Below are 13,091 nucleotides of genomic sequence, written 5' to 3'. Positions count from 1 at the left end.
ATTTTAACAACCTGGTGGAAAAGCAAGGGCGGAGCAAAAAAACAGCAGCAATCAAATTGTTGATAAATAATGAATTAGGCCAGCTACGCTTTTTCAGATTACAGAAAAAAATATTTGTAAGAAACAGACAAAACTAAAAACCGTTAGCTTTTCACTTTCGTACATAGCGTGTTCCCAATTTTTTATTACCTAAACAACCTGCTATGTTCAGCTTACATTTTGTGATGCGAAAGCGCATGCTTTTAGCGGTATCTTATTTAGTAATAGTAACCGCAGCTTTTAGCCAGGAGAATCTCCGGCAGAATCAAATAAAAGAAAACCTCCGCAAAGACACCCGTGTAAGACAGTTTGAAATCGACCCCGTAAGAAACACCCCCTCCTTCCTTTCCTTCAAAACCACTTCAGTTATTTCTCAAAATGAAGCAAACGCAACTTTAAGAACAACCTTTGCAAGCCGTACAGCAATTGACGATTGGAAACAAACATCGTTAACAAAACACGCCACCGGCATAACCATTCAGAAATTTCAACAATACTACCGTGGTATTAAAGTTGAACATGGTCAGTATATGGCCAGTGCTGTTAGCGGCAGATTGCAATCACTGAACGGTGCTTACTATGAAATTGCATCTTCATTTACAACCAAGCCGGGCATCAGCGAAGCAACTGCGGTTCAAAAAGCCATCGCATTTGTAAAGCCACAAAAAATGGCATGGCAGGCAGTTGAAGAAATGATGAAGAAACAACCACAGCATGCAGAAGCCTTACGTATGCAAATGGAACAATACAAACCAAAAGGCGAATTAGTGATCGTTAAAGATTTTATTGGCAAATCAAATCAATTACGTCTTGCTTACAAATTCAACATTTATGCAGCAGAACCATTATACAGAGCTAATGTATATGTTGATGCAAAAGACGGTCGTATTCTGTTGCAGGATATGATTATTAAACATGCTGATGGTATTGTACAAACACGATATGCAGGACAACGCACAGTTAAAACAAAACAAGTAACAGCGGGTTTGCTGGGTTTAACCGATCCTGCAAATAGTTTTCTTCCTTATGCATGGACAGGCAATAGTCTTCGTCCGCCAATTATCAATTCGTCATTCTTTATCCTGCACGATGAAACCAGGGGCAATGGTGTAATGACGTTTGATATGAATGCCGTTGGTGGATTGCCATTAAGCATACCTGCATTATACAGTCAGGCCACTTCATTTACTGATCCTGATAATAATTGGGGTGATGGCGATGCATTAACTTATAACGATCATAAACGTGGTGTTGATGTAAACGGACCCGGCGCCGGTGGCGTTGGCGAAGCAGAGAACGATGATATTGCGTTTGATGCACATTGGGGCGCCGAAATGGTGTATGACTATTGGAAGATCATTCATGGCCGTTTGAGTTTCGATAATAATAACTCAGCAATAAAAAGTTTTGTACACTATGGCCCTGCATATGATAATGCTTTCTGGAATGGTGAAGTAATGACCTATGGCGATGGATCAGGTGATGATAACCCGGCATTAGTTGGGTTTAAACCACTAACATCGCTTGATGTATGCGGACATGAAATTGGTCATGGTGTTTGTGAATTCACCGCCAATCTTGTTTATGAAAAAGAGTCGGGTGCCATGAACGAAGGCTTTAGTGATATATGGGCAGCCTGTGTTGAGCATTATGTGTTAAGTCATGTTGATCCTACTCTTCCGTATGATGTATGGGGCATTGGCGAGCAAATTGATTTACGTGCAGGTCGTGCTTTGCGCCGCATGGATAATCCGAATGCGGAAGGCAACCCCGATACATATGGTGGAATGTTCTGGAGCAATCCTGATTGCGATCCTACACTTGTAAATGATTATTGTGGTGTACACAATAACAGTGGTGTACTGAATCATTGGTTCTATCAACTGGTTGCAGGTAATGATCTATCGCAAATGAATGATATTGGCCAAACGTTTCGTGTTAAAGGAATAGGTTTTGCTGATGCAGAAAAGATCGCTTATCTCACCGAACTGCGTTTATCTCCTACTGCAACATTTGCAGAAGCAAGAATGATTTCTATCCAGGCTGCAGTTGAATTGTTCGGCCTTTGTTCACCACAACATCAAAGTACCACCAATGCATGGCATGCAGTTGGTGTTGGTAATGCATTTGTGAGTGAATGTGCACCATCTATCACTTTTGCTGCAGCAAGTTCTGCCACATCCGAAAGTACAGGAGCAAATGGTTGCGGTTCACAAAAAACCTACACCGTCTTTATTGGTAAACCTGTTGATAATGGTTTGGCCGCAAGCGTTTCAATTACTGCTGCCGGTACAGCCGTTAATGGAAGTGACTATGTTTTACAATCATCAACAGTAAGCTGGAGTGCAACGGAAAAAGGTTTGAAACCAATTACCCTGCTTATTAACGGTGATAATTATATTGAAGGCGACGAAACAGTCGTGTTGAGCTTTACTGCTCCTGCCGGTTTCAGTGCGGGCATCTCATCGCACACGCTTACCATTGCAGATGATGATTATGCACCACAGATAGGTACAACTCCTGTAACACTTCTTTCCGAAAATTTTGATGCAGGTGTAATGCCGGCAGGTTGGAATGCTGCAAAAGGTATTGCTCCAAATGCAACCAACGTCTGGATGGTGGGTGATGCATCAAACTTCGGTAATGGTAATGCAGCCTTCATCAGTGTATTAGGAACCGGTGTTCCTGCTTACGAATCCGCAACACCTACTGATGTAGTGTTGAGTACAAACAAACTTGATGCAAGAACAGTTAGCGGCGTTACCGTAAGCTTTACGTTTGCTGTTGGTGGCGAGCGTGATGTTCCGGTTGGTTTAAATCCTGATCTGAATGGTGATGGAGCTGTTACTGCTGATGAAATTGTACAACTTCCAAACAGCGGCCGTCCGTTTGATTATGGCATACTGGTATATTCATTTGATGGTGTACAATACTTTGATTGCAGTGATCCATTATTATTGCTACCGCAGAAACAAAGTAAAACTGTTGCACTTCCTGCAATTTTAAACGGCAAAGAGTTTTACCTGGGCTTCCGTTGGTTGAATGATGCCAACGCTGCTTTCATACCTGCACCTGCATTTGTTGTAGATGATATTGTGGTGAAAGCATCGCCAAAATCTATACAGACTACAGCCGGACGCTTTGCAGAAACAAGCATTGATAAAAACACCGAAGCATGGCAGTACAGTGTTGAAGATGGTAAAGTAGTGGGCAAAATCAAGAGTAACAATACTGAGCTTGGTTGTACACGTATGAATATTTCACAGGGAGGAAACGGCACCAGTAGTTTTGTGTACGGCACACGTTCCGATAAAACGTTTGAAGTAGCATCAGCTACAACCGCCAAAAAAGTAAGTTATGAAGTAACCATGTTTTTTACCAATGAAGAGCTGGCAGCATGGGGTGCAGATCTGTCAAACTTAAAAGTATTACGCACCACTTCACCAACACTTACGCTGCTGAACAACAAAAACTCACAGATACTTACACCGGTTATCAGCAACAACAACGGTAAGTATTATTCTGTAACTGTTACAGCTGATGGTTTTGGCAAATTCTACCTCTATAAACCAACAGGTGCTGCAAGATTGAGTGCAAACGGAGAAAGTATTGCAACACTGGGAGTTTATCCAAATCCGGCAGTTTTCTCATTGCAGGTAAATGTAGATGCTGTTTCAAAAGGATCGCTTGTTATGACAATGTTTGATATAAATGGCAAACAGGTTTATAATAAATCGACAGCTGTTGAAAACGGACGATTTAATACAAGAATTGATGTTAGCTATCTGCCGGCAGGCACTTACCTGCTACAGGTTAAAAACGCTGAAAATACCTGGACACAACGGGTTGTTGTGCAGCATTAATGCAAGGTGATAAAAATGAAAAAGAGCAGCTCCCAAAAGGGGCTGCTTCTTTTTTGGGAGAATAAATTTTACTCCATTTTTATGTGCAGATATTTTTCCGCTGTTGTTGGCGGCCCGCCAACGAATAAATATTTTTTGTAAATGCCTATCTGCATGTTGGCGAAGACGTCAACATGGGCACGAAGGTTTATAAATGCCGCTTTTGTGCGGTTTAATAGAGATACCCCACAAGGGCACAAAGGGTTGGGTAGAAAATGCGGCGTTAACGGGGTTTTAACAAAATGTAAAAAAGTGCTGACTTCCAACAGCGAGGACGGTTTGTGTATTGGCAATTACTATAGCTTATCATATTTAAAGGCAGGATTTTTAAATAAATATTACTTAAAGTATTTCGCTTTATAACATATATTAGAGTTTTATGTTAGGCTAGAAACCATGTTAAAACAGTAACACCTACTTTTGCTATATGATAGACTTAAGCATAAGATACCAAGTTGCCATATTTGGGAGCTTTGAGGATATTAGCCCTAAACCGGACACCTTAAAGTATTTTATTGATTCCTTTTCTGATAAAGAGCTTATTCCCGTTACAGCCCAGGAAATAAATTTATTAAACCCAACCAATCCAATTAATCGGTTAAGTCTAAAATCCACCGATGAAGTATGGAGTATTGAGTTTAGCAGTAGTAGAATTGATATTATTAAAAGTAATAAAGATGTAGGTGTAGTTGACATGAATACCCTAGACATTTTTTTGGAAGAAGCAAAAAAAATAGTCGATGTTATTAATACACGATTTCCAAAAAAATTCAACCGGCTTTCACTTGTGACAAGATATTTATTACCAGAAATGACAAAAGATAGTATTGCAGCTATTTTTCATAAAAACTGTAATACCATTAATTTCTTTAAAGAATATGAACCGGTTGAATGGAAGAATAGAGTTGTAACAAGAATTCCGATTACAATTCAAGACGAAGAAAATATAAATGTAATTTCTGAAATAAATAGAATTATAGGAAACCTAAAAATAAATTCACAAAATCAAGAAATAGACAGAGTGGAATTAAAGTTCGACATAAACACTTTTCAAGGTTCGACTGAGTTTAGATTTACTATTACAGAATTAATAAAGTTTCTAGATTTCGCCCTGTCTCTAGAAAGTGATTTAAAAGATCAATACGAAAAAATGCTAAACTAAATCATGGAAGAATCCAAACAACAAATAATTGATTTTTCATCTCAAAGTACTGAAGATGATATTTCAAGTTACATATCAGACTTCTCTTGGGAGAGACCTAAAAGTAAAAAAAGAGGCCTGTCGAGATATATTTATGACATGCTAGTCGAAAAAAGCATGACTAACATTGGAATTGACTATGAGAGCCCAATATCTATTCCATTTGACAATATTAGTTCCTCAGAAAATTTAATTAACCAAAGAAGAGATGAACATTTAAAAAAATATATAACGCCTAAATTGATCTCTTTAATAAAAGATGAAGATTTCGAATTTGGATATATTTCAAGAAGTGAAGAATTAGTAAGAGAACAGTTAAATATTAATGCCCTTGCAACAAGAAATTGGATTAATGAAATATTTATTACAAATTTTGAGAACGAAGTAATTGTAATGGGAATACTTCTCATTATTAGTCGGTTTGATGAAACACAAATCTTCCCTCAAGGACAAACAATTGCACTGGCAGCCTTATCACATTCCAATAATGAAATAAAAGAATTAGGAGTCAGGGCTTTTGAAAAATGGTGTTCAAACGAAAGTCTTCGCATACTTCGAAATATAAATTTCGAAACTACTTGGCTTCAAGATTATGTAAAAGAAGTTATTCAAGACATTGAAGAAGAATTATATGCCCTTTCTTGTACGAAAAATAAATAGAGCAAAATGGTTTCAGTTAGATATAACTAAGTCAGACGAAGTTTCTGCTGATGCAATAACTAACTGCTTAAAAACTACAAGAAACACCCTCTCTGTTTGGCATATAGAATCAGAGGACGATTTGGACAATGCTGCACTTGCGATAGTAGCAAATCAAGAACATCTTGATACAATAGATGTGGTAATACTCGATGAGAACTCTTTACAGAAATACAGTTTAGATGTCGTTGTCTCTCCAGGAGAAACACCAGTTAGCAGTTTAATAAATGCCCACAGAGACATTGCGGAGTTGACATTTACAAAATTAGGTCAGGTTAAAGAACATATAATTGAAAGAATAAGACATGACAAGTTAAAACGTTACACAGTAGCCTCACTAAAGAAAATTCTTCTTGATGCAATAGCGAAAGGAATTCTCCAAAAAAATGATCTAAAAGAAACCCTTAGAGCAAAACTATAATCTAACTTCTTTCTTCGGAGGCGAGTCTCCTGCAGAGGACTCGCCGTCATCCGTAACAAATCTCTTACTGCAATACATCTATCACGGCGAGTCGGCTTACGCCAGACATTGCCTATGAACTACAATGGTTCAACAGCATATATTCTATCAACAAAACGTCACATCCCCGCAATCGTTCCCACCCTTCTCCTATCAACTAACAGCTGCAAGTTTCAAACAGCGTAAATTTGGGCAGCCCATCTGCAGGCAGCAAACATGAACGAACGATTACAACAACTGGCCCAACAACTGGAAGGAGAATTTTATTTCGATAAAACCATACGTACCCTGTATGCCACCGATGCGTCGGCATACCGTGAGTTACCATTGGCCGTTGCCCTTCCCAAATCAAAAGACGATATTAAAAAGCTCATCGCTTTTGCACATACCAACAAAACATCATTGATTCCACGTACGGCCGGTACTTCGCTTGCCGGTCAGGTAGTGGGCAATGGGATTATTGTGGATGTATCGAAATACTTTACAAACATTATTGAGCTCAACAAAGAACAAAAATGGGTGCGTGTGCAACCCGGTGTGATCCGTGATGAGTTGAACATGTTCCTAAAACCACATGGTTTGTTCTTTGGTCCTGAAACATCAACGGCCAACCGTGCCATGATTGGCGGTATGGTGGGTAATAATTCCTGCGGCAGTAATTCGGTGTTGTACCGCAGCACAAGAGAACATTTGCTGGAAGTGGATTGTTTGCTGAGCGATGGAACGGAGACTAGCTTTAAAGCATTGAACATTGATGAGTTTCATAGCAAGTGTGAAGGTGAAGGACTGGAAGCAACCATCTATCGTTCGCTCCGCAGCATGTTGAGCAATTACGATAACCAGGTGGAGATACGCAAAGAGTTTCCCAAGAAAACGGTGGAACGTCGTAACACCGGTTATGCCATTGATCTGTTATTGGAAACAGCACCATTCACTGCAGGTGAAATAGATTTCAATTTCTGTAAACTCATTGCAGGTTCAGAAGGTACACTTGCATTCATCACTGAAATAAAACTGAATGTGATCCCGCTGCCGCCGAAGGAAGTGGGTTTGCTTTGTGTGCACTTTAACAGCATTGATGAATCGTTGAAAGCAAACCTCATTGGTTTAAAATACAATCCCGGTGCAAGTGAACTAATTGATCACTACATTCTTGAATGCACCAAAGAAAATAAAGAGCAGATCAAGAACCGTTTCTTTGTGCAGGGCGACCCCGGTGCTATTCTTGTGATTGAATTTGCAAGGGAGACAAGAGAAGAAATTGTTGCGCTTTGTAAACAGGTGGAAGAAGAAATGCGTGCAGCAGGTTTGGGTTATCATTTCCCTCTCCTGTTTGGTGATGATACTAAAAAGATATGGACGCTTCGCAAAGCCGGACTTGGTTTGCTGAGTAATTTACCCGGCGATGAAAAAGCAGTGCCGGTGATTGAGGACACGGCTGTTGATGTAAATGATCTTCCTGATTTCATCCGTGACTTTAATGAAATACTAAAGCAACATAATCTGTACTCGGTGCATTATGCGCATGCAGGTTCGGGTGAAATTCATTTACGTCCCATCATCAATTTAAAAACAGAAGAAGGCAACCGTCTTTTCCGTGTAATTGCAGAAGAGATTGCAACGCTGGTAAATAAATACAAGGGCTCGTTGAGTGGTGAACATGGCGATGGTCGTTTGCGTGGTGAGTTCATTAAGCAAATGGTGGGTGAAAAGAATTACCAGTTGTTGAAAGAGGTGAAGAAAACATGGGACCCCGAAAATATTTTCAATCCCAATAAAATTGTTGACACACCGCCAATGGATACCATGCTGCGGTATGTGCCCGGTCAGCAAACACCGGAGTTTAAAACAGTGTTCCGTTTTCACAACCAGGATATATTGCAACATGCGGAGCAATGTAATGGCAGTGGTGATTGCCGTAAAACACATTTATCAGGTGGAACAATGTGTCCATCCTTCATGGCTACACGCAACGAAAAAGAAACGACGAGAGCAAGAGCCAATATTCTCCGTGAGTTTTTAACCAACTCAACCAAAGCAAACCGTTTCGATCATAAAGAGATCTATGAAGTGATGGATCTTTGTTTGAGTTGCAAGGGATGTAAATCGGAATGCCCGAGTAATGTGGATATGGCGAAACTGAAAGCAGAGTTCATGCAGCATTATTACGATGCCAATGGTGTGCCCCTTCGTTCAAAACTCATTGCCAACTTTACCAATTCATCAAAGCTCGGTTCCATTGCACCATCGTTATACAATTTTGTAATGACGAACAGAGCCATCAGTTCATTGGTGAAAAAAGCATCGGGCTTTGCAACCAAACGTTCAATGCCTACGATGCATAGCACGACGTTGAGTAAATGGTTTAAGGTTGAAAGCAAAAAAAGGTTAAAGGCAAAAGCTGTAGGGCAAAAGGAAGAAACATGTTCCCTACACCCTAAACCCTCCACCGTTTACCTCTTCTGCGATGAATTCACCAACTACAACGATACAACAATTGGCATCAAAGCAATTGAGTTACTCAACAAGCTTGGTTACGAAGTAGTGATACCTGAACATATTGAAAGCGGCCGCTCCTGGTTGTCGAAAGGATTGATACGGAAAGGAAAAGAAATTGCGAATAAGAATATTGAATTGTTACATCCAATTGTAACAACAGATACGCCGCTGATCGGTATTGAACCATCAGCTATCCTTACCTTCCGTGATGAATATGTTGATCTGGCAACGGATGGAAACTTTGAGAAAGCAAAGCAACTTGCAGCAAACACATACATGATCGATGAGTTTATTGCAAACGAGATCGACAAAGGCAATATCAGCAAAGAACAATTCACTTCAGCTGAAAAGAAAATTAAGTTGCATGGTCATTGTCAGCAAAAAGCATTGGTGGGTACAGCAGCAACAGTGAAAATATTATCGTTTCCCGAAAACTATAAAGTAGAAACCATTCCTTCAGGTTGTTGCGGTATGGCTGGTTCGTTTGGTTACGAAGAAGAACATTATGAACTCTCAATGAAGATCGGCGAAATGGTACTCTTCCCTGCTGTGCGTAATGCAGCCGATGATGTAATTATTGCAGCGCCGGGAACAAGTTGTCGCCACCAGGTGAAAGATGGTACAGGTAAAAAAGCGTTGCACCCGGTGGAAGTGTTGTGGGAAGCGTTGAAATAAAAAGTTTATTGAAAGAATAAGAGCGAACCAGATACTAATCCGATTCGCTCTTATTCTAACCCTCTTCTTCCCTTCGTTCCGGGGAGCAAGTCGCCACACTTCGACTCCGCTCAGGACTTAACTATCTTTTATTTACTTTCCAGAATTTCTTCAATGCGTAAAAGTTCTTCTGCTGTAAAAGAAAGATTCGTGAGTGCATCCAAACTATTATGCAATTGCGCAACTGAGCTTGCACCCATCAGCACCGATGTTACACGTTCATCTTTCAACAACCATGCAATGGCCATTTGCGCCAATGACTGATTACGTTGCACTGCCAATGCATTCAATTGACTGATCTTTCCAAGCATTTCTTCATTGAGATCTTTAGGCAATATTGCACCATTAGGTAAAGAACGCCCCACTCTCGAATCTGCAGGAATTCCATTGAGATATTTATCAGTCAACCTTCCCTGTGCCAATGGCGAAAACACAATACAACCCATTCCTTCGTTACCTACAACATCCAATAACGATTCGTTTTGCGATGTTGTTTTCTTTTCCACCCAACGGTCGAGCAACGAATAACGTGGTTGATGAATAACACAAGGCGTACCCAAGGTTTTTAATACTGCTGCAGCCTGCTTTGTTTGTGCGGCGCTGTAATTAGAAATACCTGCATACAATGCTTTACCACTGCGAACGATCTGATCCAGCGCCTGCATTGTTTCTTCAATTGCAGTATTTGGATCGGGACGATGCGAATAAAAAATATCAACATATTCCAAACCCATCCGTTTCAAACTCTGATCGATACTTGCAGTTAAATATTTTTTTGAACCCCAATCGCCATACGGACCGGGCCACATATAATAACCGGCTTTCGTTGAAATGATGAGTTCATCACGATAAGCACTTAATTCGCTGCTGAGTATTTTTCCAAAATTGCGTTCTGCTTCACCTGCAGGCGGGCCATAGTTATTTGCAAGGTCGAAATGTGTAATGCCTTTATCAAAAGCAGCCACTAAAATAGCCTGCATGCCTTTCAGTTCATTAGCATTACCAAAGTTTTGCCAAAGACCCAGCGAAATGGCAGGCAACAACAAACCGCTTTTACCGCAGCGGTTGTACTTCATGGAATCGTATCGGTTAGATGCAGCTGTGTACATATTACAGGAATTAAGAAAGCAATACTACATCATCAGTTTGAACTTTTAGAAATTATTCTGCACCGTATTTCATAGTTTTTTAAACTACTTGTCTTTACAAATGCATTGTTGTATAAACAAAAAAGGAAGATCTGAAATCTTCCTTTTTTGTTTATGTTCCTATTCCACTTCCAATTCATCTGCAAATGTCCATGCAGGTTTTCCTTCGCCGGGATGGCCTTTGGGACATGCTTCCAATGTAAATGCTGTTACACGCACAAAACGTGCGTTGGCTGCTACAAACTTTGCAGTGAAATCTTTGATGGTTAGTGCGATGGTATTAACCGATACATCATTCTGCACAGTTACTACTTCGGTAAATGTTTTTCCATCAAGTGAGATTTCAAACTTTACTGCAGTTGGCAGGAATATCCAGTCACGGTAATGTTGCAAACAACCAAGCGAAATACGACTGATGTTTTTTTCTGTACCAAGATCAACTGTTGCAATAAGATTGTTTTTACTGAACCCATGCCAGAATTTATTCACCGCTGATTTTCCACGCACACCATCGGTTAATGAGTTGATGCCATCGGCCATGTAAGATCTTGAAGGCTGATGAACATACTGCACATTTGCAGCAACTGCTTTGTGCATGACAAAACGTTGCTCAACAGGTTGCAGGTTCATGATCTTTCCATTTTGCATGGTGACAGCACGAATGGTTTGTGTGCTTGATACTGCAATAGGTTGTGTGTAAACTGCACTTGATACTGTGGGCGCTGTTCCATCGGTTGTATAAAGAATAGAAGCAGTTGGCACTTCGGAGAACAAAGCCACTTCCAGTTTTCCATTCTTTGCCGCCGGTTTAATATCTACGGTGAAATTGCCCGGCGAATAATGCAAACCCTTTGCATCAAATGCTTTGAAATGAAACTGCAAACGCTCACTGAAACTGTTCCAGTTTTTATTTGCAGCAGGCGACCAAACTGTTTCGGCCAGCGCCAACATACGAGGCAACACCATGTACTCTAAATGCTCCGCTGTTGAAATATATTCTGTCCAAACATTACCTTGCGCACCCAACACATATTTGTGTTGCTCTGCTGTTAACTCTTTTGGTATCGGTTCGTAATCATACACTTTCTTCACTGTATTGAAACCACCGATGGCCAACGGTTCACCTTCCGGTCCTGCCTGGTAATGATCAAAGTAACAAGGAGAGCCCGGTGTCATCACCACATCATGATTCATCTTCGCTGCTTCAATACCACCTGCTTCACCACGCCAGCTCATTACGGTTGCTTCAGGCGCCAATCCACCTTCGAGTATTTCATCCCAACCGATCATCTTTCTTTTTTTGCTGATGATGAATTTCTCCATGCGCTTAATAAAATAACTCTGTAGTTCTTCTTCGTTCTTCAATCCTTCTTTTTTCATACGTGCCTGGCAACGCTCGCATTTTTTCCATGGACCTTTATCCACTTCATCGCCGCCAATATGAATATAAGTTGATGGGAAAAGAGCGATCACTTCGCTTAACACATCCTGCAGAAATGAAAACACTTCTTCGTTACCGGCGCAATAGTTTGATGACATGTTGTTGTAATTGCCACCTGTTAATGGCAATTGTGGTTGCTGTGTACAACTCAACTGCGGATAAGCAGCAATAGCCGATGCCACATGACCGGGCATTTCAATTTCAGGAACAACAGTTACATTTCTTGTTTTAGCATACGCCACAATTTCCTTCACCTGTTCCTGCGTGTAGTAGCCACCGTAAGTAGCGGCTTCGCCGGGTTTTGCCTGCGGACGACTGCCCCACACTTTATCGTTCTGATCAACACGCCATGCACCTGTTGACGTAAGCTTTGGATATTTTTTTATTTCAATACGCCAGCCCTGGTCATCAACCAAATGCCAATGAAATGTATTCATCTTATACATCGCCATCAGATCAATGTATTGCTTCACCACATCTGCTGAAAAGAAATGACGGCTTACATCTAAATGCATACCTCTCCATTTAAAACTTGGCTCATCGTTGATCTGCATACAAGGCACTTGCAATACAGCATTCGTACGCACTTGTGGTAATGTTTGCAAAACAGATTGCATACCGTAAAAAATACCGGCATAGCTGCTTGCTTGGATCTGAATAAGCGAAGGAGTAACGTTTAAGCTGTATGCTTCCTGTTTCATTGCTTTATCAGCAGAAAGGATCAGTTCGATTTTTTTAGACGCAGCTTTATTCTGTTGTAACGAAATGCCTGAAACATCTTTTACAGCGTTCACAAAAAAATCAACAGCAGGTCTTAATGCTGTTTGTGTTGCATTGTATTGCAGTGAAGTATTTTTATCGATGATAAAGTACCCTTCGTTCAGTTTTAACTCCACGGGTTGCGGAATAATAGATACCTGTTGTTGAGAGAATAACGCTAATGGACAAGCAAGCAACAATAAAAACTTTACAAATTTTAATGGCATGA

7 protein-coding genes are annotated in these 13,091 nt (G+C 40.4%); 5 read left to right on the top strand and 2 right to left on the bottom strand.

Annotation, left to right across the window (positions count from 1 at the left end):
* Window positions 1-203 precede the first annotated feature (203 nt).
* The 5 genes from ESA94_RS19785 to ESA94_RS19765 all read left to right on the top strand — a co-directional run bounded on the left by ESA94_RS19785 (window position 204) and on the right by ESA94_RS19765 (window position 9,475).
* Entirely contained in the window at window positions 204-3,902 is a 3,699-nt protein-coding gene (locus ESA94_RS19785) for a M4 family metallopeptidase (RefSeq protein ID WP_129132685.1), read from the top strand.
* 466 nt (window positions 3,903-4,368) lie between these two features.
* On the top strand, window positions 4,369-5,103 hold the full coding sequence (locus tag ESA94_RS19780) for an SNARE domain-containing protein (RefSeq protein ID WP_129132684.1): 735 nt from the start codon (window positions 4,369-4,371) through the stop codon (window positions 5,101-5,103).
* Window positions 5,104-5,106: 3 nt separating this feature from the next.
* Window positions 5,107-5,802, top strand: a complete 696-nt coding sequence (locus tag ESA94_RS19775) for a hypothetical protein (protein ID WP_129132683.1) — start codon at window positions 5,107-5,109, stop codon at window positions 5,800-5,802.
* Window positions 5,774-6,262: a hypothetical protein gene (locus ESA94_RS19770; protein WP_129132682.1), complete on the top strand. Its 489-nt coding sequence runs from the start codon at window positions 5,774-5,776 to the stop codon at window positions 6,260-6,262. Before ESA94_RS19775 ends, ESA94_RS19770 begins: the two co-directional genes overlap by 29 nt.
* 255 nt (window positions 6,263-6,517) lie before the next feature.
* Complete coding sequence (locus ESA94_RS19765) at window positions 6,518-9,475, top strand: FAD-binding and (Fe-S)-binding domain-containing protein (protein WP_129132681.1); 2,958 nt, start codon at window positions 6,518-6,520, stop codon at window positions 9,473-9,475.
* Window positions 9,476-9,603: 128 nt separating this feature from the next.
* Here ESA94_RS19765 and mgrA read toward each other — a convergent pair whose 3' ends face one another.
* Both mgrA and ESA94_RS19755 read right to left on the bottom strand, forming a co-directional pair.
* Complete coding sequence (gene mgrA, locus ESA94_RS19760; RefSeq protein WP_129132680.1) at window positions 9,604-10,623, bottom strand: L-glyceraldehyde 3-phosphate reductase; 1,020 nt, start codon at window positions 10,621-10,623, stop codon at window positions 9,604-9,606.
* A gap of 159 nt (window positions 10,624-10,782) precedes the next feature.
* On the bottom strand, window positions 10,783-13,089 hold the full coding sequence (locus tag ESA94_RS19755; RefSeq protein ID WP_129132679.1) for a glycoside hydrolase family 20 protein: 2,307 nt from the start codon (window positions 13,087-13,089) through the stop codon (window positions 10,783-10,785).
* Between the last annotated feature and the right edge of the window lie 2 nt (window positions 13,090-13,091).

Origin of the sequence: Lacibacter luteus (assembly GCF_004118265.1) — a bacterium.
Classification (GTDB): Bacteria; Bacteroidota; Bacteroidia; order Chitinophagales; family Chitinophagaceae; genus Lacibacter; species Lacibacter luteus.
The sequence above is the reverse complement of the archived record's forward strand: the minus strand, read 5'-3'. Positions and strand labels throughout refer to the sequence as shown.

Coding starts and splice junctions, on each gene's coding strand:
- ESA94_RS19785 (WP_129132685.1), top strand. CDS start 204: ATGTTCAGCTTACATTTTGTGATGCGAAAGCGCATGCTTTTAGCGGTA.
- ESA94_RS19780 (WP_129132684.1), top strand. CDS start 4,369: ATGATAGACTTAAGCATAAGATACCAAGTTGCCATATTTGGGAGCTTT.
- ESA94_RS19775 (WP_129132683.1), top strand. CDS start 5,107: ATGGAAGAATCCAAACAACAAATAATTGATTTTTCATCTCAAAGTACT.
- ESA94_RS19770 (WP_129132682.1), top strand. CDS start 5,774: ATGCCCTTTCTTGTACGAAAAATAAATAGAGCAAAATGGTTTCAGTTA.
- ESA94_RS19765 (WP_129132681.1), top strand. CDS start 6,518: ATGAACGAACGATTACAACAACTGGCCCAACAACTGGAAGGAGAATTT.
- mgrA (WP_129132680.1), bottom strand. CDS start 10,623: ATGTACACAGCTGCATCTAACCGATACGATTCCATGAAGTACAACCGC.
- ESA94_RS19755 (WP_129132679.1), bottom strand. CDS start 13,089: ATGCCATTAAAATTTGTAAAGTTTTTATTGTTGCTTGCTTGTCCATTA.